The 22791-nt window shown below is 59.8% G+C and carries 21 protein-coding genes; 10 read left to right on the top strand and 11 right to left on the bottom strand.

The annotated features are described in order from the left end of the window. Positions 1–68: 68 nt before the first annotated feature. Positions 69–1418, bottom strand: a complete 1350-nt coding sequence (locus ACZZ0G_RS29495) for an MFS transporter (protein ID WP_463558673.1) — start codon at positions 1416–1418, stop codon at positions 69–71. Between the two features lie 563 nt (positions 1419–1981). On the opposite strand from ACZZ0G_RS29495, the gene ACZZ0G_RS29490 reads away from it, so the two are divergent. Continuing rightward, on the top strand, positions 1982–2914 hold the full coding sequence (locus ACZZ0G_RS29490) for a helix-turn-helix transcriptional regulator (RefSeq protein WP_242207337.1): 933 nt from the start codon (positions 1982–1984) through the stop codon (positions 2912–2914). A 16-nt stretch (positions 2915–2930) separates the two neighbouring features. Here ACZZ0G_RS29490 and ACZZ0G_RS29485 read toward each other — a convergent pair whose 3' ends face one another. From ACZZ0G_RS29485 to ACZZ0G_RS29465, 5 genes are read right to left on the bottom strand one after another with little or no spacing between them, the layout of a single operon-like run. After that, complete coding sequence (locus ACZZ0G_RS29485) at positions 2931–3092, bottom strand: hypothetical protein (RefSeq protein WP_463395875.1); 162 nt, start codon at positions 3090–3092, stop codon at positions 2931–2933. Between the two features lie 32 nt (positions 3093–3124). After that, complete coding sequence (locus tag ACZZ0G_RS29480; RefSeq protein WP_463558672.1) at positions 3125–4123, bottom strand: NADP-dependent oxidoreductase; 999 nt, start codon at positions 4121–4123, stop codon at positions 3125–3127. A gap of 53 nt (positions 4124–4176) precedes the next feature. Next, positions 4177–5016: an alpha/beta fold hydrolase gene (locus tag ACZZ0G_RS29475; RefSeq protein WP_463558671.1), complete on the bottom strand. Its 840-nt coding sequence runs from the start codon at positions 5014–5016 to the stop codon at positions 4177–4179. Positions 5017–5021: 5 nt separating this feature from the next. Next, a complete protein-coding gene (locus ACZZ0G_RS29470) occupies positions 5022–5804 on the bottom strand; it encodes an SDR family NAD(P)-dependent oxidoreductase (protein WP_463558670.1) in 783 nt (260 codons plus the stop codon). Positions 5805–5864: 60 nt separating this feature from the next. Further along, positions 5865–6965, bottom strand: a complete 1101-nt coding sequence (locus ACZZ0G_RS29465; RefSeq protein WP_463558669.1) for an alkene reductase — start codon at positions 6963–6965, stop codon at positions 5865–5867. Positions 6966–7104: 139 nt separating this feature from the next. Here ACZZ0G_RS29465 and ACZZ0G_RS29460 point away from each other — a divergent pair, with 139 nt between their 5' ends. Continuing rightward, positions 7105–7701: a TetR/AcrR family transcriptional regulator gene (locus ACZZ0G_RS29460; protein WP_463558668.1), complete on the top strand. Its 597-nt coding sequence runs from the start codon at positions 7105–7107 to the stop codon at positions 7699–7701. 127 nt (positions 7702–7828) lie between these two features. Further along, positions 7829–8461 carry an isochorismate family cysteine hydrolase YcaC gene (ycaC, locus tag ACZZ0G_RS29455; RefSeq protein ID WP_463558667.1) on the top strand — a complete coding sequence of 211 codons (633 nt, stop codon included), beginning with the start codon at positions 7829–7831 and terminating at the stop codon, positions 8459–8461. Positions 8462–8543: 82 nt separating this feature from the next. Here the strand turns inward: ycaC and ACZZ0G_RS29450 are convergent, their stop codons facing one another. Genes ACZZ0G_RS29450 through ACZZ0G_RS29440 form a run of 3 tightly spaced genes read right to left on the bottom strand, consistent with a single transcriptional unit; the run spans position 8544 to position 12060 of the window. Continuing rightward, positions 8544–9782 (bottom strand): nucleoside permease, encoded by a 1239-nt coding sequence (locus ACZZ0G_RS29450; protein ID WP_463558666.1) that lies wholly within the window; start codon positions 9780–9782, stop codon positions 8544–8546. A 42-nt stretch (positions 9783–9824) separates the two neighbouring features. Further along, positions 9825–10907 carry a sugar phosphate isomerase/epimerase family protein gene (locus tag ACZZ0G_RS29445; RefSeq protein ID WP_463558665.1) on the bottom strand — a complete coding sequence of 361 codons (1083 nt, stop codon included), beginning with the start codon at positions 10905–10907 and terminating at the stop codon, positions 9825–9827. Continuing rightward, a complete protein-coding gene (locus ACZZ0G_RS29440; RefSeq protein ID WP_463558664.1) occupies positions 10897–12060 on the bottom strand; it encodes a Gfo/Idh/MocA family protein in 1164 nt (387 codons plus the stop codon). Before ACZZ0G_RS29440 ends, ACZZ0G_RS29445 begins: the two co-directional genes overlap by 11 nt. A gap of 204 nt (positions 12061–12264) precedes the next feature. Here ACZZ0G_RS29440 and ACZZ0G_RS29435 point away from each other — a divergent pair, with 204 nt between their 5' ends. Continuing rightward, positions 12265–13275, top strand: coding sequence for a LacI family DNA-binding transcriptional regulator (locus ACZZ0G_RS29435; RefSeq protein WP_463558663.1), 1011 nt, complete (start codon positions 12265–12267; stop codon positions 13273–13275). Positions 13276–13396: 121 nt separating this feature from the next. On the opposite strand, the gene ACZZ0G_RS29430 is transcribed toward ACZZ0G_RS29435, so the two are convergent. Both ACZZ0G_RS29430 and ACZZ0G_RS29425 read right to left on the bottom strand, forming a co-directional pair. Next, positions 13397–14104 (bottom strand): cupin domain-containing protein, encoded by a 708-nt coding sequence (locus tag ACZZ0G_RS29430; RefSeq protein WP_463558662.1) that lies wholly within the window; start codon positions 14102–14104, stop codon positions 13397–13399. Between the two features lie 47 nt (positions 14105–14151). Further along, positions 14152–15009 carry a GNAT family N-acetyltransferase gene (locus ACZZ0G_RS29425; protein WP_463558661.1) on the bottom strand — a complete coding sequence of 286 codons (858 nt, stop codon included), beginning with the start codon at positions 15007–15009 and terminating at the stop codon, positions 14152–14154. Between the two features lie 242 nt (positions 15010–15251). Here ACZZ0G_RS29425 and ACZZ0G_RS29420 point away from each other — a divergent pair, with 242 nt between their 5' ends. The 6 genes from ACZZ0G_RS29420 (at position 15252) to ACZZ0G_RS29395 (ending at position 22791) form a co-directional block, all read left to right on the top strand. Then, positions 15252–16724, top strand: coding sequence for an aldehyde dehydrogenase family protein (locus ACZZ0G_RS29420; RefSeq protein ID WP_463558660.1), 1473 nt, complete (start codon positions 15252–15254; stop codon positions 16722–16724). 474 nt (positions 16725–17198) lie between these two features. After that, positions 17199–17867 carry a haloacid dehalogenase type II gene (locus tag ACZZ0G_RS29415; protein ID WP_016987768.1) on the top strand — a complete coding sequence of 223 codons (669 nt, stop codon included), beginning with the start codon at positions 17199–17201 and terminating at the stop codon, positions 17865–17867. Positions 17868–17911: 44 nt separating this feature from the next. Then, entirely contained in the window at positions 17912–19186 is a 1275-nt protein-coding gene (locus ACZZ0G_RS29410; protein ID WP_463558659.1) for an NAD(P)/FAD-dependent oxidoreductase, read from the top strand. A gap of 93 nt (positions 19187–19279) precedes the next feature. After that, the gene (locus tag ACZZ0G_RS29405) at positions 19280–20917 is read left to right on the top strand and encodes an ABC transporter substrate-binding protein (protein WP_463558658.1); all 1638 of its coding nucleotides are present in this window, start codon (positions 19280–19282) and stop codon (positions 20915–20917) included. Positions 20918–20962: 45 nt separating this feature from the next. Next, the gene (locus ACZZ0G_RS29400) at positions 20963–21919 is read left to right on the top strand and encodes an ABC transporter permease (RefSeq protein ID WP_463395887.1); all 957 of its coding nucleotides are present in this window, start codon (positions 20963–20965) and stop codon (positions 21917–21919) included. Continuing rightward, on the top strand, positions 21916–22791 hold the full coding sequence (locus ACZZ0G_RS29395; RefSeq protein WP_463395888.1) for an ABC transporter permease: 876 nt from the start codon (positions 21916–21918) through the stop codon (positions 22789–22791). The genes ACZZ0G_RS29400 and ACZZ0G_RS29395 overlap by 4 nt, the downstream gene beginning before the upstream one ends.

The raw sequence follows: 22791 nt of genomic DNA, 5'->3' as shown, positions 1-22791 counted from the left end.
TACGGCGGCAGTCGTTGGTGAAGTTGGACGAAAGCCGCCTGCAGTTGGAGAAAACGGTGCTGTTGGCTTCAGCGCACCTTCAATTCGATGCGGTACAAGCGGCCGAGCAGCAGTGAGTAGGAAAGGGTGCCGATCAGGGCCACGCCGCCGATGAACCAGAAGGCCCAGGCGAATGAACCGGTGGCGTGAACAATCGCGCCAATCACGATCGGCGTGACGATGCCGCCAATGTTGGCGGCCAGGCTGGTGATCCCGCCGGTCAAACCGATCAGCTCTTTGGGCGCCACTTCCGACACGGCGGCCCAAGAAGACGAGGCGATGCCTTGGGCGAAGAAGGCAATGGTCAGCACGGCGATGCAGATCGTGTTCGAGTCGGTGAAGTTCACCAGCACGATGGACATGCCGAGCATCGAGCCGATCACCAGCGGCAACTTGCGAGCGAAGGACATCGAGTAACCACGGCGGATCAACAAGTCCGACACGATGCCGGCGAGGAGGATGCCGACTGTTGCACCGACGAAGGGCAACACGGCGAAGATCCCGGCCTTGATCATGGTCAGCTTGCGTTCTTCAATCAGATAGGTGGGGAACCAGGTCAGGAAGAAGTACAGCGCCGAGGTGCTGGCGAATTTGCCGATGCAAATCGCCCAGATCTGCCGGTAGCTGAACAACTCGGCGATTTGCCGCCAGTTGAAGCGAGTGCGTTCCTGACTGCTTTTGACCAGACCGCCGCCGGCCTCGATGTACTTCAATTCTTCTTTGCTGACCTTCTTGCAGTTCAGCGGATCGCGATACAGGTACAACCACAACACCCCGAACACGATGCCGAGTACGCCGGTGCTGTAGAACACGTGACGCCAGTCGAAGGTGGTCGCCAGCCAGAGCAGGGCGCCGGTAAACAGCGCCGTCCCCAGGTATTGCCCGCAGACGTAGATACTGCTGGCCAGACCGCGCTCCCGTGCCGGGAACCACACCGTGACCGCGCGACTGTTGGCCGGGAACGCCGGTGCTTCCATGGCGCCGACCGCCAATCGCAAGCCGAACAAAGATGCAAATCCTGTGGCAAAGCCCTGACACACGGTCACCGTCGACCAACTGATCAGGGACACCCCGTAAGTGAAGCGCGAACCGAAGCGGTCAGCGATAAACCCGGCAGGGACCAGAGCCAGCGCGTACGTCCAGGCAAATGCCGAGAAAATCAGGCCCATTTCGATCTTGTCCAGACCCAGATCCTTGGCCATGAACGGCGCGGCAATCGAGATGTTGACCCGGTCGATGTAGTTGATGATCGTCGCAATCAGCAGTAGCGAGAGCATGAACCAGCGTCGCCGCGAGGGCAGGCGTTGTGGCACGACGGCGTCCCGGGCAGCGTCTATTACCGGCGGCACGGTGGCTTGGGAAGCATGTGAATTCGACATGAAGAGACCTCGTTATTGTTAGAAGAATCGAGATGTTTTCGCGCAGCCGAAAGCGTTGCCCGCATCGGACAGGGCATGGCAATCGAGACTGAAATGAGCGGCTGCGTCAGACGTTCAGGTACGTCTTCCGGGCGGCGTGATCGGGGAGCAATCGGGCGGGTCAGCGAGGGGCAATAGCAGGATCATGACGTGCACACCTTTGATTGTTTTTGGAAGAGGTTGGGCTGCGTTGGTTGTTACAGTGGTCGTACAACCTCTTCTAATCAACTGCGGTGTTAGATCATTTTTTCCATATGAAAATGGCTTTGATAAACCTGTCCAAGAAAATCAAACGCCAGACTTTTGATTTTATAGATGATGAATATCTCTCAACATACTGAAAATAAGAGCAAAAAAGTTTTTGTTCTTTCATGGTTTTTTTGGACAGGCTAAATGCCACCCTGCGGCGAAATAATTTCGCCTCGACAAAGTCATCGTATGACGTCTTGATGCGTTGGCCGCATGGCTGCAAGATGACGGTCGCCCGTTTACGCCCCAACGTAGCTGTCGAGGATCCTCAGCCGATGTCGTCACCGCACCGCATTCCCACCTATGTCATGCAGCAACGCAGCGAATTGACGGACTTCTACATCCGCGACAAAAAGGGTCGCCGTGCCGAGACCAGTCCGCATCGGCACGAGTATTTCCAGATTCAGATCAACCTTGGTGGCGACACCGTGCAGCACATCGGCAACGTCGAGCGACCGTTCCCGCGCAACACCCTGGCATTCATCCTGCCGCACCGGGTGCATGTGATTCCGCATCCGGCGGACAGCAACTTTATAGTGATCAATTTTTCCCAGACCTTTCTGCTGCCGCATTTGCAGTGCGACCCGATGGATCTCGAAGAAGTGTCGATCCTGCTGGCGCCGGAGTTGTCGCCGTTCCGTTTTCAGGAGCATCTGGATTTCATTCTGGGCGATGAGGATTTCGCCAAGGTCTGCGCCCTGATCGAACAGATGCGCGCGCTGGACGAGAACCGTCAGTTCGGTACGCGCGAGATGCTCAAGGGCTTGCTGTTGCAACTGATCGGCAGCGTTTGTTTTCTATACGCCGAGCCGCTCAAACGCCTGGCTGAAGAGAACGCGGCCGAGGCCAGCCGGCGGGATGCAATGAGCCGGATGTTCGAGTACTTGCGCAAAAACATCGCTGACCCCGATCTCAATCTGATCAAAGTGGCAGCAGCGACTTACCTGTCACCGACGTATCTCACGCACTGGTTGCGCAAGGAGATTGGCAAGACTTTCACCGAACTGGTGCTCGAACGCAGAATGCACGCGGCACGCAATTTCCTGCTCAACAGCACGCGCTCGGTGGGCGAGGTCGCACGCTTGTGCGGCTTCGCGGACGAGGCGTATTTCTCTCGACGTTTTCGACAGATTCATGGCCAGCCGCCCGGGCAATTCCGTCGTCGGCAACTCAATCCCGATACGCCGCAAACGCCGTTGGACACCTGAGCCAGGACCGGGGCGTTTAAGGTTCGAGCATCAAAGGTCGCCAGACGACAGGCGCCGTGCTGAGCATCGTGCCTTGCAATGCAGGCGTGGGCGACGCCTGCTCAGTGTCCTTTTGGTTTTGCACGTCGTGTTGTTCACCGGCGGCAGGCTCTTCGGTGGTGCAGGTTGCGTTATCCATATGTCTTTCGCCAGATGATGACCGATCTGCCGCTATTTGATCCGAACGATGACTTTGCCTTTTGCGCGACCCTGTTCAACGTACTTCAGGGCTTCACTCGTCGACTCGAAGGCAAAGGTGCGGTCCAGCACCGGCGTGATCTCGCCAGCCTCGATCAGGGCGGTGATGTCGTTCAGTTGTGCACCGTTCGCCCGCATGAACAGAAAGCTGTAACGGACATCCTGCTTGCGCGCCTTGCGCCGAATACTCAGGCTCAACAAACTCATGACTTGCCGCAGTGGCCAGGCTAATCCTTGCGCCTTGGCGAACTCTGCGGTTGGCGGGCCTGAAATGGAAATCAGCTGGCCGCCTGGCTTGAGCACCTTCAATGAATGCGCCAGAACATCAGCGCCAAGGCTGTTCAGCACCACATCGTAGTCGCTCAGTTCTTGCTGGAATTGCTGGTGTTTGTAATCAATCACCACGTCTGCGCCCAGCGCCTTCACCCACTCGACATTCGCGGTGCTGGTGGTGGTTGCGACAACAGCACCGAGGTGTTTGGCCAGTTGAATGGCGATGGTTCCGACACCGCCGGAACCGGCGTGAATCAAGATCTTTTGGCCCTTTTGCAAACCGGCGATATCGACCAGCGCTTGCCAGGCTGTCAGGGCAACCAAAGGAACAGCCGCGGCTTGCTCCATGCTGAGGTTGGCGGGCTTCAAGGCCACCGCGTTTTGGTCGACGGCGATTCGCTCGGCAAAGGTGCCGATTCGCTGTTCGGGCACGCGCGCATACACCTCGTCTCCGGGCTTGAATCCCTTGACCTCAGCGCCTGTCTGAATCACCACGCCGGCTAAGTCGTTGCCCAGTACCAAGGGGAATGAATACGGCAGAATCAGTTTGAATTCGCCGCTGCGAATCTTTGAGTCGAGTAGGTTGACGCTGGCAGCATGCACTTCAATCAGCACGTCGTGGCTGCCTGGCACAGGTTCGGGTATCTCGCCGATACCGCCGTTCTGCTTGCCGTAGCGATCGATCAAAAATGCTTTCATGGGGACGGTTCTCACAGTGTTGGGGGAGGGCTGCGTTGCCCGAGCGGATTGCCTCAGCGATCGAGAAACGCCTGCGCCTTACTGACAAAATCAGCGTAGTTCTGGAAGATTGCACCGTGTCCGGCGTCTTCATAAATGATCAATTGCGCGTGGGCAATCCGGTTCGCCAGATCAATCGAGTTGACCGTGGGCACCATGATGTCGTTGTCCCCGTTGACCACCAGTGTCGGAATTTGCAGGCCGCCAAGGTTCTGCGGCGTCTGTTTCCCCCAGGCCTTGATGGCTTTCAACTGACGCAGAAAAGCGCTGGGTGTCGGGCGCTGGTCGCGATCCTTGCGGCGCTCTTTCAAACGGTGCAGAAAATCTGTCGCGGCCCGTCGTCCGTTCGCAGTTGTGGTGAAAAACAAGTAGAACTTGGGATCGCGCAGGGTCAACACGCCCTTGAACATCAGTGGCCAGGAAACCGCACCAACCTTGTCGATACCGACGCCGCCGGCAGGCCCGGTGCCGGTCAGAATCAATCGACGCACCAAGGCGGGGGTTTTGAGCGCGATCTCCTGAGCAACGAATCCGCCGAGGGAAAAACCCAGCAGATCGACGCTGGTGAATTCCAGCGCAGCGATCAGGCTGATAACGTCGTCGGCCATTTGCGCGACGGTCAGGGGCGCGGTGCCGCCTGAGCCACCGACACCGCGATAGTCAATGGCGATCACACGTCGGGTTCGCGCCAGACCATCGACTATCCGTGGATCGAAATCGTCGAGTGTCGCGCCCCAATGATTGAGCAGGATCAGCGGCACCGCCGACTTGAGGCCGAGGTCTCGATAGGCGAAGGCCGTGCCGCCAACCAAAATCGATTGGTTGGCGGCTTTGACGAAAGGCATTGGTTGCATCGGACTCACGCCAGGTAACGCTGCGCGACCGCAGACTGGCGGATTTGCGACAGCAGGCCCTGCCGCGCGGTTTGCAAGGCATCCCAGCGCTCACCTTCATGCAGCGGCGGAATGGTCACCGGCTCGCGACGATCGAAACCGACCAGTGCCGCATCGACCAGATCGGTGACTTCCATGATCTCGCTCAAGGTGTTGATGTCGATGCCCGCGCGATCCCAGATCTCGGTACGCGTAGCGGCCGGCAGCACGGCTTGTACGTAGACGCCCAGTGGCGACAGTTCCAGGCTCAGGCCCTGAGACAGGAACAGGACAAACGCCTTGGTCGCGCCGTAGACCGACATGCCGAACTCCGGGGCCAGTCCGACTACCGAGCCGATATTGATAATGGCGCCGTCACCGGCCTTCGCCAGACGGGGGGCGATGGCGCTGGCGAGCCGCACCAGTGCCGTGGTGTTGAGGGCGACCAGATTGGCCACTTTGTCGGTGCTCTGCTCGATGAAGTTGCCGGACTGCGCGGCACCCGCGTTATTGACGAGGATGCCGATGCGCGCATCGTCGCGCAGGCGTGCTTCGACGGTGTGCAGATCGCTGAGTTGGGTCAGGTCTGCCTGCAGCACGTCCACGGCGACGCTGTGTTCGTTACGCAACTTCGCTGCGAGTGTTTCCAGGCGATCAAGGTCGCGGGCGACCAGCACCAGATCATGCCCGCGTTGGGCAAAGCGTTCGGCGTAAACCGCGCCAATGCCGGTAGAGGCGCCAGTGATCAGAACAGCAGGGTGGGCGTTCATAGGGTCATCTCTTTTCAAAAACATCGTTAACGAGAGGCAGTAAATGCGCTGGTGCTCGGCTTATTGGGCAGCAGCGCTCCATTCAGCCAGGGTCGGATAGTCGATGTAGCCTTCTGCGCCGCCGCCATACAGGGTGGCGGGGTTGAAACCGGCCAACGGTGCACCGGCCGCCAAACGCTCGACCAGATCGGGATTGCCAATGAACGGGCGACCGAAGGCGATCAGGTCGGCCTGGTCTTCGGCGATCCGCGTGTTCGCCAGGTCCAGGTCGTAGCCGTTGTTGGCGATGTAGGTGTTTTTGAAACGCTGGCGCAGCGAGCCGAAATCGAACGGCGTGACATCGCGCGGCCCACCGGTTGCGCCTTCGACTACATGCAGATAAACGATGCCCAGCGCATCGAGTTGCTCGACGATGTAATCGAATTGCCCTTGCGGGTCGCTGCTCGACACCCCGTTGGCCGGCGACACCGGCGAGAGGCGAATGCCGGTGCGATCAGCGCCGATCTCGGCGACGACCGCGGCCGTCACTTCCAGCAACAAGCGCGCACGATTTTCAATCGAGCCGCCGTAGGCATCGGTGCGCACGTTGGCGCCATCCTTGATGAATTGATCGAGCAGATAGCCGTTGGCACCGTGGATTTCCACACCATCAAACCCGGCAGCGATAGCGTTGACCGCTGCCTGACGGAAATCATTGACGATCCCCGGAAGTTCGCTGATATCCAGGGCGCGCGGCGCGGAAACGTCTTCAAAACGGTTGTTGACGAACACTTTGCTCGCCGGGCGTATCGCGGAGGGCGCTACTGGTGCGGCGCCGTTTTCTTGAAGATCAACATGTGAAACACGACCGACATGCCACAGTTGCAGAAAGATCTTCGCGCCTTTTTCGTGAACGGCGGCGGTCACCTTGCGCCAGCCATCGATCTGCGCCTGCGTGTAAATCCCCGGGGTGTCCTGATAGCCCTGGCCCTGTCGGGAGATCTGCGACGCCTCGGAGATCAGCAGGCCTGCGGAAGCGCGCTGACCGTAATAGGTCGCGGCGAATTCACTGGGCACGAAGCCTTCGCCCGCTCGATTGCGGGTCAGCGGCGCGAGAACGATTCGACTCGTCAGCGTCAGGGAGCCAAGCGTGTACGGCGTGAACAGATTTTGATCGGTCATGGGTTGGATCCGTGCCTGTGAATGAGCTGCGATAACTTCTGCAATTAGGATGATGATCGAAATCTAAACTGTCAACGGTTTTGATTATGGCTGACATCTATGTATCATCGACGCATGAATTTCAGCGGAGGTATTGCACGTGAGAGTCACCAAAGCCCAGGCGCAGGCAAACCGCGAGCACATCGTCGAGACCGCATCGGTGCTGTTTCGTGAGCGAGGTTTTGACGGTGTCGGCGTCGCCGATCTCATGGCGGCGGCCGGGTTCACCCACGGCGGTTTCTACAAACACTTTGGCTCGAAAGCCGACCTGATGTCCGAAGCTTCGGCCAACAGTCTTGCGCGATCGTTGGTCGGTGCCGAAACGCTCGATGTTCAGGGCTTTGTCGACGTCTATGTGTCGAGGGAGCATCGGGACGGGCGGGGCAGCGGTTGCACCATGGCCGCTCTGTGCGGAGACGCCGCGCGCCAGTCTGACGACGTGAAAGCAGCGTTTGCCGATGGCATCGAGCGCACGCTGCAGACGCTTGGCGACAAGTACCCGACAGGGCCAGACGCGGCGCCTGACGCGGGGCGAGTGAAAATGATCGACATGCTGGCGCGGGCGGTGGGAGCGATTATTCTATCGCGTGCCTGCCCGGATGATTCCGCGCTGGCCGATGAAATCCTTGCGGTGTGCCACGCTGAAATGACCGCCTCATTGTCGCTTTCTGCCAACAGTGAAGCAGAGGGTGGTTGATCGGTATTGTCCCTTTTGAGTTGACGGTGAAACGCGTTTCAGCCGATTTATCCCGTCCGTGTGCGTCCGTAATCTGTACCCAACTTGAACGCAACAACAAATTCAAAACTCAAAAGGGAAGCAGACCATGACCACTCCAACCTACAACCGCCTCAACAAAGACGACGCCATCGTGCTGCTGGTCGACCACCAGACCGGCCTGATTTCCCTGGTGCAGGACTTCTCGCCGAACGAGTTCAAGAACAACGTGCTGGCCCTGGCTGATCTGGCCAAGTTCTTCGAACTGCCGACCATCCTCACCACCAGTTTCGAACAAGGCCCGAACGGCCCGCTGGTCCCGGAACTGAAAGAGATGTTCCCGGACGCGCCGTACATCGCTCGCCCAGGTCAGATCAACGCCTGGGACAACGAAGACTTCGTGAAGGCAATCAAGGCCACCGGCCGCAAGCAGATCATCATTGCCGGTGTCGTGACCGATGTGTGTGTGGCGTTCCCGACCTTGTCGGCGCTGGCGGAAGGCTTTGATGTGTTTGTGGTGACCGACGCTTCCGGCACCTTCAACACCACCGTGCAACAAGCCGCGTGGAGCCGCATGACTCAGGCCGGCGCACAGATGATGAACTGGTTCTCGGTGGCGTGTGAGCTGCACCGTGACTGGCGCAACGACATTGAAGGCTTGGGCAACCTGCTGTCGCAGCGTATCCCGAACTACCGCAACCTGATGAACGGCTACTCGGCGCTGACCGCTCAGCAGAAGTAAGCCTGCGCGATTGAAACGAAAGCCTGCCCTGAAAAGCAGGCTTTTTTGTTTTTCTGCTGCAGCGCCTATCAGAGAGGCGTTTCTAGACGGTCGATGGCACCCCATCCTTTTCGCCTCTACGGCCTTTGAACGCCAGCGCGAAACACAGCAGAACCACCACCGAAAATCCTGCCGGGAACAGCCATATACTTCTCCAGTCGTGGCTGTTTTGCGCGGTGAAATGGTCAGTGATCTGACCCGCCACCCAGAATCCGATCAGCATGCCCACCCCATAAGTCGCCAAGGTTATCAAGCCTTGAGCTGAGCTACGAAAGCGCTCGGGGGCTTTGGCATCGGTGTAGATCTGCCCACAGACGAAGAAAAAGTCATAACACACACCGTGCAGAGCAATCCCGATCAGCAGCATAAACGCTTGGTCACCATTGTTGCCGTAGGCGAACAATACATAGCGCAAGGCCCAGGCCAGCATGCCGACCAGTAAGGCAATCTTGATGCCGAAACGCTGGATGAACAGCGGTAGCAGCAGCATGAACAACACTTCGGAGACCTGACCCAGAGCCATCTTCGCGGTGGGGTTGGTGACACCGATTTCGGCCAGGAACGGATTGGCATTCTGGTAATAAAACGCCAGCGGAATGCAGATCAGGATGGACGCGAGAAAGAACACCAGATAGCTGCGATCCTTGAGCAAGCCCAATGCGTCCACCCCCAGCATCTGTTTGATGCCTGGCGAGTCGCCCGTCGGCTTCAGCGGCGCTGTGTTCGGCAGGCTGAAGCTGTAGAGTCCCAAGATCAGCGAGGCCACGGCAGACATCAGGAATGTGTTGCGCAATCCGCCCGCAGCGATCGCCTGTTGAGCGTCCCAGGCAAAGCCGAAACTGATCACGATGCCGGCAACGATCCAGCCAATGGTGCCCCACACACGGATACGGGAAAACTCCCGGGCCGGGTCTTTGATCTGTCGGAAGGCCACGGCGTTGACCAAGGCCAGCGTTGGCATGTAGACCAGCATGTACGCCAGCACGTAGGGATAAAAGGCACTGAAATCAGTTGCCCGATAAAGCTGAAAAAGCAGCACCGCGCCCAGCAGGTGCAACACCGCCAAGATGCGTTCGGCATTGAAAAAGCGATCAGCAATCAGACCAACGACAAAAGGCGCAATGATCGCGCCCCACGACTGCGTCGAGAACGCCATTCCCACTTGACCGCCGCTTGCTGCCAGTGTCGTGGTGAGGAAAGTGCCGAGGGTGACGAACCAGCCGCCCCAGATAAAAAACTGCAAAAACATCATGACGCTGAGTCGCGCATTCATTACGTTCATTTCAATCACCGTATTATTTTTATATCGGTAACAGCGTGGTAATCAGGGTTCGCCAAGGCCCAGCAGACGCCGGTTGGATTGCTCGTCAGCGCTCACACTGGCGAAATCGTCGAATGCCTTGCGGGTTCGGCTGATCATGTGTCGTTCGATGAAGGCCGCCCCTTCGGCAGCGCCTTGCGCAGCGTCTTTCAGACAGCATTCCCACTCCAGCACGGCCCAGCCGTTGAAGTCGTATTGAGTCAGTTTGCTGAAGATCGCCTTGAAGTCGATCTGGCCATCGCCCAGTGAACGAAACCGGCCCGGACGATCAACCCAACCCTGATAGCCGCCGTAGACGCCGGATCGCGCGTTGGCGTGAAACTCCGCGTCCTTGACGTGGAACATGCGGATGCGCGCGTGGTAGCGATCGATGAAGCCCAGGTAGTCCATTTGCTGCAGCAACAGATGGCTCGGGTCGTACAGAATCGCCGCGCGCGGATGATGATTCACCGCTTCGAGGAATTGCTCGAAAGAAGCGCCATCGTGCAAGTCTTCGCCGGGGTGGATCTCGTAGCAGAGGTCAACACCGGCCTCCTCGAAGCACTCAAGGATCGGCAACCAGCGTTTCGCCAACTCGGCAAAGCCCTGTTCCACCAGACCGGCAGGGCGTTGCGGCCACGGGTAAACGTACGGCCAGAGCAGGGCGCCGGAAAAGGTCGCGTGGGCGGTCAGCCCCAAGCGCTGACTGGCGCGCGCCGCCAGTTTCAACTCGTTGATCGCCCATTCGGTGCGCGCTTGCGGATTGCCACGCAACGCTGCTGGGGCAAAGTCGTCGAAAAGTGCGTCGAACGCCGGATGCACCGCGACCAGTTGGCCTTGCAGGTGTGTCGACAGCTCGCTGATCACCACGCCAGCCTTGGCGCATATGGCGATGAGTTCGTCGCAGTAATCCTGACTGTCGGCGGCGCGTTCAAGGTCGATGAAGCGCGTGCCGAGGGTCGGTAATTGAATGGCTTTGTAGCCTTGAGAAGCGGCCCATTGCGCGATGTTGGCCAAGGTATCGAAGGGCGCCTCATCGGCGATGAATTGGGCGAGAAAGATGCCGGGGCCGCGCATCCCGATCGGAGGCTGTTGATCAACGCTCATTGGCGGTTGCTCCATTGGCAAGGTCTGGTATTGCAGTCCATTTGGCTTCGCCACAATGATTGGCGATGGCGGACTCGATGAAGGCCATGCCGCGCAGCCCGGTAGTTATGCCGGGAACGCCCGGTGCGTCGGGACCGCTCGCACCGTTGAAAATGGCCTGCGCGAGGTCGCCGTAGAGGTTGGCCATGGCCTCCAGGTAGCCTTCCGGATGTCCGGCGGGCAAGCGCATGCGCCGCGTGGCGTTTGCGCACAGCCAAGGTTGACCAAGGCCCGAGCGCAGCACACGCATCGGTTCATTCAAGGGTCGATGGATCAGACTCGCGGGTTCTTCCTGCCGCCATTCCAGCCCGCCCTTGTCGCCATACAGACGAATCTTCAGCGGGTTCTCTTCGCCGGCGCACACTTGGCTGGCGATCAATACGCCGCTGGCGCCGTCGGCCATTTTGAACAGCATCGAGGCGTCGTCATCCAGTTGGCGACTGCTCAAATGTGACCCGAGCATCGCGCTGATGAACTGAATGGGTTGACCGGCGACAAACTCCGCGAGGGAGAACGCGTGCGTGCCGATGTCACCGATGCAGCCACCGATGCCGGATTGTTCAGGATTGTCGCGCCAGCCCGCCTGTTTGTTGCCTTCGCCAGCCACATCGCTGCTGAGCCAGCCTTGGGGGTATTCGACGAGGACTTTGCGCAATCGTCCGATGACACCGCTGGCGACCATCTCACGTGCCTGCCAGACCATCGCATACCCCAGGTAGGTATGCGCCAAGGCGTAAATCCGCTGGCTGCGTTTGACCACGCGGGCCAGGTCCTGCACCTGCGCCAGATTGAGCGCAGCAGGCTTTTCACTGAATACATGGAAACCCGCACTCAGTGCTGCACTGGCGATAGGGGCGTGCAGATGATTGGGCGTGACGATCACCAGCAGTTCCATGCGCTGATCGTCCGGAAGCGCGTGTTCGGCGGCCAGCATATCTTGCCAGTCGTCATAGCAGCGTTGCGCAGGCAGCCCGAGCGCCGCACCACTGCGTTGATTGTTGTGCGCGTCGCGGCTGAACGCGCCGCAGACCAGTTCGAAGCGTCCATCGAGACCGGCGGCTTGCCGGTGCGCCTGGGCGATGAAGGCGCCTTCACCGCCGCCGACGAAGCCCATTCTTATTTTTCTACCTGCTGCAATCATGGCAATTGTCTCAGTGGATTCATGCGGATCATTGATGATGTAACCGGTTACATCGTCGGCGAAATCTAGGCCTGAAATCAGCGGGTGTCAAACCGTGTCTGACGAATGCCAACGTTTCGGCGTGTGACGCCGTGCGGTAAGCTCGACGGCCGATTTGAGTGAAAGAGCGAGGCAGTCTTGTCCAATATTCGCGAAGTGGCACGGCTGGCGGGTGTCTCGGTGGCAACGGTGTCGAGAACATTGAAGTCCCCCGAGCGTGTGCTGCCCGATACCCGCGAGCGGGTCATGGCCGCCGTCCAGCAAGCCGGGTATCGACCGAATTTGATGGCGGTGCAGTTTCGCTCGCGCAGAACGGGAAACCTGGTGATTCTGGTGCCGACCATTGCCAACACTTTTTTCGCCAAGGTGATCAGCGGCGCACAGAAAGCCGCGCAGGCCGCCGGTTACCGGTTGCTGTTGTGCGACACCCAGGGCCAGGAATCGCTTGAGCGCCAATTCGCTCATCTGGTCTACGCCCATCAAGCCGATGGCGTCATTCAGTTGCGTGCCTATGACCCCTTCGATGAATCTGCCGCCGAGCCGGTACTGACCCCGATCGTCAATGCCTGCGAAGTCATCCGGCACGGACGGCATCCAACGATCAGTCTGGATAACGTTGCGGCGGCCAAAGCCATGACCGAGCACCTGATCGCGCTGGGGCATCAGCGCATCGGACTGATCAAAGGACCCAAAGGCAGCCCGCTCACGCGTGATCGTCTGGCGGGGTATGAGGCGGCCCTGCGCGATGCCGGTCTCGAGTTGGACAACACGCTCATCTGTCACGGCGATTTCACTCTGGACGCGGGCTACTCGGGTGCAGGGAAGCTGCTCGCGCTCAACAACCGACCGAGCGCGCTGTTTTGTGAAAATGACGAAATGGCCATCGGCGCGCTCAAGCGAATCAAGGAGCAGGGCCTGCGCGTGCCGGAGGATATTTCCCTCGCGGGATTTGACGATATTCCAATGGCCGCGTACTGCGATCCACCGCTGACGACCATTGCCCAACCCGCCGAGATGTTCGGCGAGAAAGCTGTGGAAATGCTGATTGCGCTGATCGAGAAACAGCCGTTGCCGCAACGGCATGTGGTGTTGCCGTTCGCGTTGACGAAGCGCGACAGCACGGCGCGGGTTGATCAAGCGGGTAGGTGAACCTCTGAATTCCAAGCCGACGCAACCAAGCGATAGAGCTGGCGAAAAAAAACTGTGGCGAGGGCGTTTGCTCCCTCGCCACAGTCATGTGTCATCCTCATGGCTCTGAAAAAACAGGTGCCTATCGAACCGCGTAAACCTTGCGCACATAGCGCGTACTCTTCCATGCGCAGTACGCGCCGCGTGGTACGAACACGCTGTCGCCGGTATCGACTGTAACGCTCGATCCGTCCGGCGCGAGTAATGCGACACTGCCCTCGATCAGGTGCATCAACTCATTGAGTGTGTGTGCTCGACCGTGGCGTTCGTAGGGCGTCGAATCCCACACACCGACACGCAGATCAGTTACCGGATCTTCGAAGGCATTGCGGGAACGGCATTGTGGTGTCGCGCCAATCAGAATCTGCTCTTGCGGTGCCGCCGACGGCGATAGCATCGCCAACGGATCGAGGCCGGTTAGGCCGGGTGTCGGGGTGTCAGTGGTCATTGCACAGAAAGCCCATTGCGTTCCGACCTGAGCCTCTATTCGCAGCGAGGTGCCACGGCCGATCACTGCGCTGCTGCCGACAGCCAATGCCAATGTCTGTTCGCCGGCTTTCAGCCGCACGTGCCCGGCATGCACGACAATGGTTTCTGTGTGCGGAAAATCCTCGATTTGCATCGACTCGCCAACCTCAACGATGCCTGCACTGATGCCGTCAGTACCGTGCCAAGCGACGTGTCGGCCGGCGGCAAAAGGATCTCTGGCGCTCAACGCCATCTGTTCGAAAGACGTAGCGATGCGGCCACCGTCGGCGCGAGCCAACAGCAGAACAGTAGGTTGCGACATACGAAGAACACTCCATTAGAAAACGTTGAGGCAATGCAACAGCGCAATCAACCGATGGCTTGGGTAACCAGAGCAAACTGGCGCATCCCGTTGGCGGCCGCAGGAGGGGTGCCTCGGGCCATTTGCGCGACGGTGTCGATCTGCTTGAGTCCGGCTGTTTCCAGCCATTCGGCGAGGCCACAATCGGCCGGAATGTCGATGCGCACAAAGGCGTCCGGCACTTGGTTCAACAATGTGCCGATCAAGTACTCTGCTTGTGCGAGGTTTTCAGCAACCACCGGGCCTATGCAGCGGCCGCGTCCGAACGGGCGCATCAGCGCGAAGGCGCGCAACTGGCCGTCGCGTTGAATGCCGACGGACTGTTCCACCATCGGCGCCAGGTCGTCCAGCACAGCGCGCCGATCCAGGCCGCTGGCAGCGTTCGCCAGCGTCACCAGTTGTTGCTGATCCGCAGCCGTCAGCGCACGACATGCTTCGCCCTCGGCCAGCGCGGTCAGCGCCGGTGCGTGCGCCTGGCCCTGATGTTGCTGGATCCTGCCAAACTCGACAAAACCCTGACTGGCATACAGCGGCGCACCGGCAAGGGTCGCATTCAACATGGGCGTTCGCGCCTGGCAGGCATCGAGGGCTTGCTCCATCAACTGGCGTCCGATGCCTTTGCCTTGATAGTCGTCGCTGACGATGACCAGCCCGATGGTGGCGAAATCACCTTGCGGGCAGGCGAATGCCGTACCGATCAACCGTTCGCCATCAAGCACGACGAAACCGGCACTGACCCGTTGCAGCATCGCCCAGTCGTCCAGTCGATGCGGCCATTTCAGCTGCACGGACAAGGCGTGGGCGGCGGGGAGATCGGCGGTGGTCATCGGGCGATAAACATAAGCGGACGGGTGTGAGGCGGACATGGCGAGACTCCGTTGAACAATGTGCGCGAGCGCCCGGTTTGACGGCGCGATGGTGCCTGTATCCCATCTGTGTGAAGCGCTGACAAGGGGCGATCGCGCATTCGGCAGATTCGGCGAGACGATGCCCGCAAGACCACACTTACTACTTATTTGCACGGCAAGGTCGGCAGCAAATGCTTGGGCTTTTTTTCTACGATGGAGGCCTGAGTAATGACTCGCCGGCCCCTCTTCTGGAGTGCTCCATGAATAGCTTCGATCCCCGCCTTATCGCTGTTCGCAGCGCCCACTTCATTGACGGTCAATACCGCGATGCGCATTCAGGGCTGGAAGTGGTTCGCCCCTCCGACGGCCAGGTCTATGCCGAACTGCCGGTGGCGGATGCCGACCTGGTGGACGAAGCCGTCAATAATGCCTGGCAGGCCTTCAATCGCAGTGACTGGGCCAGCCGTCCACCGCGCGAGCGGGCGCGGGTGATGCGGCGCTGGGCCGATCTGATTGAGGCGGACGTGGAGATTCTTGCGCCTCTGGAAGCCGTCGGCTCAACCCGCCCGCACAAAGATGTGATCGCCTGGGATATTCCCTATGTGGCCGAAGGCATTCGTTTTTTTGCCGAGCTGGCGGACAAGCATGGCGGCCAGGTCGCCGCCACCCAGACCGATCGCCTGGGCATGCAGATTGCTGAACCCTACGGGGTGATCGCCGCCATTGCACCGTGGAATTTTCCGCTGAGCATGGCGTCCTGGAAGGTCGCGCCAGCCTTGGCTGCGGGCAATGCCGTGGTGCTCAAGCCTTCAGAGCTGACGCCGTTCTCCAGTCTGCGCTTTGCTGAGCTGGCGTTGCTCGCGGGGCTGCCGGCCGGCATCTTCAACGTCGTGCAGGGGGATGGCCGTGTGACGGGCGACGCACTGTGCCGGCATCCGCGCGTGGGTAAAGTGACCTTCACCGGCTCCACGGCAACCGGTTCGAGCATCATGTCGACGTGCGCGCTGGTCGGGCCCAAACCGGTCACACTGGAGCTCGGTGGCAAAAGTCCACAATTGGTCTTCGCCGATATCCCCGACATTGCCAAAACCGCGCGCACGGTGGCCTTGGCAATTACCGGTAACGCTGGTCAGGTGTGCGTCTCCGGCTCACGGCTGTTGATTGAACGCTCGATCATGGAACCCTTCCTGGCGCACTTGCAGGCTTACTTCGAGACCCTGCGTCCCGGTCCTACCTGGTCGTCGCAAAGCACGCTGTCACCGATCATTTCGCGCCTGCAGGCCAGTCGTATCGATGGCATCGTCCAGCGTTCGCGCCAGGCCGGCGCCGAGGTGTTGACCGGCGGCGGACTGTTTGAAGAGATGGGCGGTGCTTACTATCAACCGACGTTGCTGACCGGGGTCGACAATCAGAATCCGGCGGTCTGCGAAGAAATCTTCGGGCCAGTGCTGACGGTGCAGGCGTTCGATGACGAGGAGCAGGCACTCAGTCTGGCTGCGCACGCCACTTACGGTCTGGCTGCGGGCGTACACACTGCTGATATCAATCGCGCCTTGCGCCTGGTGCGCAAACTCGAGGCGGGGACGGTGTGGGTCAACCGTTACGGGCGCAGTAACGACTACATCCTGCCCACCGGTGGCTATAAACGTTCCGGTATCGGCAAGGACCTGGGGCGCGAGGCGTTCGAGGCCAATCTGCGCTTCAAGAGTGTGCTGATCGATATTGTTCAGTAATGCCGATCAAACGGAGTGAGCGAGTTTGCTCGCGAAGAGGGCGTCTCAGGCGACATTGATATTGCCTGACACAGCGCTTTGCGAGCAGGTTCGCGCTCGCAGAGATCGGTCAGGCCAGTGGCATCAGTAACGCTTGAATCAACCGCCAAACGGGCGCTTCCTTAGGGACGCGCCCGTTTTCGTTTTGCTCGGCGCAGTTTCTGCGGTGAATGCCGGAAAATCAGCGCGCAAACAGCCAAAAGAGGTCCATAAGGGCGCACAAATACAGGGTTTGCCCAAGGCTGGAGCGAGCCGCAAAGTCTGCTGAGGCAGGTGGCGAAAACGGTGGTTTGTATCGAGCAGAGGTCGCTTTTAACGCCATCTGCTGAATTCACAGTGTTGTAATGACGGTGTGCTGCAGCGTTGCATCACCGCTTGCCAATCAAGCGAATGCTGGCCGCGCCATGACCTCAACGAACTTCAGGATCGCACCCAATGAGCTTTCTTCGTCCCAAATTCATTACGTTCGACTGCTACGGTACGCTGACCAATTTCCACATGGGCACCATGACGCGCGAACTCTTCGCCGATCGCGTGCCAGCGGAGCAGATGGACCAGTTCGTCAAGGATTTCTCGGCTTATCGCCTGGATCAGGTCATGGGCGACTGGATGCCTTACGACGAGATTCTCAAGACAGCACTGGCGCGTACCTGCAAGCGTTGGGGCGTCGAGTACCGCGACGAAGGTCAGCTGTACTACGACGCCGTGCCAACCTGGGGCCCACACGCGGATGTGCCGGCCGGTCTGTCGAAAATTGCCGACAAGATCCCGCTGGTGATTTTTTCCAACGCCAGCGACAGCCAGATCATGTCCAACGTCGACAAACTCGGCGCGCCGTTTCACAAGGTCTTCACCGCTGAACAGGCACAAGCCTACAAGCCACGTCTGGCGGCGTTCGAGTTCATGCTCGACAACCTTGGCTGCGGCCCGGAAGACATCTTGCATGTGTCCTCCAGCTTCCGTTACGACTTGATGCCGGCACACGACATGAAGATCAAGAACAAGGCCTTCGTCGCCCGAGGTCACGAAGTCCCGGGCAATGCGTTTTACGGCTATCAGCAGATCACTGACATCGGCGGGCTGCCGGCGCTGGTCGGTCTCTGAGTCGCATCGGCATCGGCATTTTTTCTGGCATAGGCGAATCAGACATGGGCAGTGAATCCTACTGGCTCGACACCGCGCCGGCCTTCACCGGTGGGCAACTCGGCGCATTGCCCGCGCAGGTTGATGTGGCCGTCGTGGGGGGTGGTTTCACCGGGTTGGCGGCGGCCCGCGCGTTGGCGCTCAAGGGTGCCAGTGTGGTGGTGCTCGAAGCCGGGCGAGTGATCGGCGAAGCCTCGGGGCGTAACGGTGGGCAATGCAACACCGGGGTGGCCCAGGATTACGCCGGCCTTAGTGCCAGCCTCGGTGCGGACAAGGCGCGCGCCTATTACCAGGCGTATGAGCGAGCAGTGCAAAGTGTTGTTTCGCTGGTGGAGCAGGAGCAGATCGCCTGCGACCTGATCCGCAACGGCAAGCTGAAACTGGCCGCCAAACCAATGCACTACGAAGGGCTGGCGCGCACTTGTGAGCTGATTCGTCGTGAGGTCGATGCCGATGTCGAGTTGTTGTCCGCCGAGCAGACCCGCGCTGAAGTGAATTCGGCACAGTTTCACGGCGCTCTGCTGCAACGCAACGGCGTGCAAATGCACGTCGGCCGCTTCGGCGTCGGTCTGGCCGAAGCGGCGGCGTGGCACGGTGCGCTGATCCATCAAGGCACTTCGGTGCTGGACTGGAAGGCCAAGGCGGGCGGCTATCAGGTCAATACCAGCAAGGGTTCGCTGCACGCCGGGCAGGTACTGCTCGCCACTGGCGCCTGTCAACACGGCGGCTTGAGCTGGTATCGGCGGCGCATCGTTCCGGTCGGCAGTTTCGTCATCGCTACCGAGGTATTGCCAGACGCGTTGATCGAGCAATTGCTGCCGTGTCGTCGGGCCTATGTCACCAGCCGCATGATCGGTAACTACTTTCGCCTGACCCCGGACAACCGTTTGCTGTTTGGCGGCCGCGCGCGGTTCGCCATGTCCGACAGCGTCAACGACGCCAAGAGCGGCAAGGTTCTGCAAGCCGCCATGGTGCAGATGTTCCCGCAATTGGCCGAGGTGAAGATCGACTACTGCTGGGGCGGACTGGTCGACATGACCTCCGATCGGCTGCCTCGGGCCGGTCAGCATGGCGGGGTTTTTCACTCCATGGGTTACAGCGGCCACGGTGTACAGATGTCGGTACACATGGGCCAGGTCATGGCCGAGGTGATGGCGGGTAACGTCGAGGCCAATCCGTGGCGCGAACTTGAATGGCCAGCCATCCCCGGGCATTTCGGCAAGCCGTGGTTCTTGCCGTTCGTGGGCGCGTATTACCGCTTTCAGGATTATCTGCATTGAGTTGCTGTTGTGGCGTCACCGTCGTTTGCGTTTCAGGACGTTCCGGTCACCCGGAACACTCGAGCCTTCTCATCTTCGACAGGTAGCACTGATATGACTGACAACAAGAACGACTCACCCCTGATCTCCGGCGAAGAAAGCCTGCGGGTTTTCGAGGGCCTCAATCGTGGCATGTCACGCCGTCATGCCCTGCAAATGCTTGGTGTCGCAGGGGTCGCCGCAGCGGGCGCCGGCAGCCTGTTTGGCGCCGCCGGCAAGCTGTTCGCCGATGAAGCGGCAACACCGGGCAAAGGCAAACCGGGCGGGCGCATTCGTGTCGCCGGGATGTCCAGTTCCACGGCGGACACCCTCGACCCGGCCAAAGGCGCGTTGTCCACCGACTATGTGCGCCACTACATGTTCTACAACGGCCTGACCCGATTCGACTCGCATCTGGTGCCGCAGCTGGAACTGGCCGAGCGTATCGACAACACCGACGCCACCGTGTGGACCATCACCCTGCGCAAAGACGTGAGCTTCCACAACGGCAAGACCCTGACCGCCGCCGACGTGGTGTTTTCGTTGTCGCGACACAAGGACCCGCTCACCGGCTCGAAAGTCATGCCGCTGATGGAGCAGTTCGTCGAGATCAAGGCTACCGGCACCAACGAAGTACAGATTCGTCTTAGCGCACCCAACGCAGAGCTGCCGTCGATTCTCGCGGTGTCGCACTTGCTGATCGTTCCCGAAGGCACCACCGACTTCAATCAGGGCATCGGCACCGGGCCGTTCAAGGTCAAGGAATTCAAACCGGGCGTGCGTTCGGTGGCTGCGCGCAACACCGGTTACTGGAAACCAGGCCTGCCGTACCTCGACGAAATCGAGTTCATCGCCATTGGTGACGAACCGTCGCGCGTCAACGCGCTGCTTTCCGGCGACGTCCACATGATCAACGAGGTCAATCCGCGTTCTACCACCAGGATCAAGGCCAGTGCCAAGCATCGGGTCGTTGATGCGCCGTCGGGCAACTACACTGATTTGATCATTCGTCAGGATCAGATGCCCGGCAAAAGCGCCGAATTCACCCAGGCGATGAAGTATCTGCTCGACCGCGAGCAGGTCAAATCGGCGGTGTTCCGTGGCTTTGCCGTGGTCGGCAACGACCATCCGATTGCGCCGGGTTCGCGCTATTACAACGCCGACCTGCCACAAACCGTCTATGACCCGGAAAAAGCCCGGTTCCTGCTGAAGAAAGCCGGGATGGAAAACATCAGCATGCCGCTGGTCGCATCGCCGGCCGCCACCGGTTCAGTGGACATCGCGGTGCTGTTGCAGCAATCGGCGAAACAGGCCGGGCTCAAACTCGACGTCAACCGTCTGCCGAGCGACGGCTATTGGTCCAACCACTGGATGAAGCACCCGCTGAGCTTCGGCAACATCAACCCGCGGCCGAACGCCGACGTGATGTTCTCGCAGTTCTTCCAGTCGAAAGCGCCGTGGAACGAGTCCGGTTGGCAGAACGATCAGTTCGACCAATTGCTGATGCTCGCCCGCGCCGAAACCGACGACGCCAAGCGCAGCAAGATGTACGCCGATATGCAAACGCTGGTGCACGACCACAGCGGTATCGGCGTGCCGGTGTTCATCAGCAACATCGATGGCGTTGACCAGCGCATCAAAGGCTACAGCAGCAATCCGCTGGGCGGCTTCATGGGTTACATGTTCGCCGAGCAGGTCTGGCTGGACGCTTGATAAGCCGTCGGTTTGAGCGGCAGTAACAGTGCAGGAGGACAGGCGATGAACAGCAACACCTTGTGGTTGATCGGCCGGCGCATGGGCGCCGCGATCGTGACGTTGTTGATTGTGTCCATGGTCGTGTTCGCGATCACGGCGGTATTGCCGGGCGACGCCGCGCAACAATCGCTCGGGCAGTTCGCCACGCCGGAGCAGGTCGCGGCGTTGCGCCTGAAACTGGGACTCGATCAGCCCGGCGTGTTGCGCTACTTGCACTGGCTGATGAACTTGCTCAGCGGCGACATGGGCCTGTCGGTTTCCAACGCCATGCCGGTGGGTGAGTTGATGGCCGGGCGCGTCCCCAACACCTTGATGCTGGCCGGCGCTACCGCACTGGTTTCGGTACCGGTAGCGCTGATTCTGGGCATCGGTTCGGCGATGGGAAGGGGCGGGCGACTCGACAGCCTGCTGAGCTTTCTCACCCTGGCCATGGTCGCCGTTCCGGAGTTTCTGGTGGCGACCCTGGCGGTGCTGATCTTCGCGGTAAACCTGGGTTGGTTATCGGCGCTGTCTTATGCCAGCGACATCACTTCACCGTGGCAATTCATGCGCACTTATGCGTTGCCGGTGATGACCCTGTGTTGCGTGATCGTCGCGCAAATGGCCCGCATGACCCGCGCCGCGGTGATCGATCAACTCGACAGTCCTTACGTGGAAATGGCCCGGCTCAAAGGGGTCAGCCCGATCCGAATCGTACTGCGGCACGCCTTGCCCAACGCGATCGGGCCGATTGCCAACGCCATCGCCCTGAGCCTTTCCTACCTGCTGGGCGGGGTGGTCATCGTCGAGACCATCTTCAACTATCCCGGTATCGCCAGCCTGATGGTCGATGCCGTGACCAACCGTGACATGGCACTGGTTCAGGCCTGCACCATGTTGTTCTGTACAGCGTACCTGGGGCTGGTGCTGCTCGCCGACCTGTGCGCCATTCTGTCCAACCCGAGGCTGCGAAACCAATGAACAATCTCATTGTGAAATCGACGCCTTCAGCGCCCGACCTGTCGGTGGGCAAGGTGTCCCATGGCCCGGCCTGGCTGGGTCTGATCGGTGCTGCGATGTGCCTTCTGTGGTTGCTGGTGGCAATGTTCGGCCCGTGGCTGGCACCCCATCCGGTGGGCGAAGTGGTGTCGGACAATGTCTTTGACAGCATCAGTGTCCTGTACCCGTTCGGCACGGATTATCTGGGCCGTGACATGCTCAGCCGCGTGCTCGTCGGCGCCCGCTTCACGGTGGGCCTGGCGTTGATTGCTGCGATATTGGCCAGTGGCTTGGGCACCAGTTGTGCGCTGCTGTCGGTGGTGTCGCCAAAATGGCTGGACGAAGTGATCAGTCGCCTGATGGACGCGTTCATCTCGATCCCGAGCAAGATGCTCGCACTGATCATGGTCTCGGCGTTTGGTTCGTCGGTGATGTTGCTGGTATGCACCGCCGTGCTGAGCTTCGCTCCCGGGGCCTTTCGCATTGCCCGCAGCATGGCAGTGAACATCGAGGCTTTGGAGTACGTGCAAGTGGCGCGTACCCGTGGCGAACGGCGTCTGTACATTGCCTGTGTGGAAATCCTGCCGAACATGCTCAACCCGGTGCTGACCGATCTGGGCCTGCGCTTCGGCTTTATTGTGTTGCTGCTCAGTGGCATGAGCTTCCTGGGCCTGGGCGTACAACCACCCGACGCCGACCTTGGCTCGCTGGTGCGCGAAAACATCGGTGGACTCAATCAGGGCGCGCCGGCCATCGTCATTCCGGCACTGGCAATCGGCACCCTGACCATTGGCGTGAATCTGTTTATCGACAGGCTGTCGTCTCGCCGCAGTCGCCGTTCGGGAGGTCATTGA

Source organism: Pseudomonas sp. AC169, from assembly GCF_979258515.1.
This window is presented reverse-complemented; position numbering and strand designations above follow the sequence as displayed.